General features: G+C 42.9%; 1 pseudogene. It reads right to left on the bottom strand.

The annotated features are described in order from the left end of the window. Positions 1-41: 41 nt before the first annotated feature. Positions 42-282 (bottom strand): annotated as a pseudogene (ubiA, locus tag LZP73_RS20935) (4-hydroxybenzoate octaprenyltransferase); the annotation flags it as partial.

The raw sequence follows: 282 nt of genomic DNA, 5'->3' as shown, positions 1-282 counted from the left end.
CCCAGAAGAAAGCCGGATGATCATCCGGCTTTTTTACATCATCAGAAATGCCAGTAACTCATTGCCAGCCCTAAAAACAGTACCAGACCAACATAGTTATTATTCATAAATGCTTTAAAGCAGGCTTCACGCTCGCGGTTGGCAATCAGTTTTTGTTGATAAACAAACAGCGCGCCAGCTACCAGAATTGACCAGTAATATCCCCAGCCTAAGCCATTTAACTCACCGATGATCGCCATCAGCGCTAGTACGCCAATCTGCAAAATACCAATAATCAATTTA

Origin of the sequence: Shewanella sp. AS16, from assembly GCF_021412365.1 — a bacterium.
Classification (GTDB): domain Bacteria; phylum Pseudomonadota; class Gammaproteobacteria; order Enterobacterales; family Shewanellaceae; genus Shewanella; species Shewanella salipaludis.
Note: the sequence above shows the minus strand (reverse complement) of the source record. Positions and strands in the feature narration are given on the sequence as shown.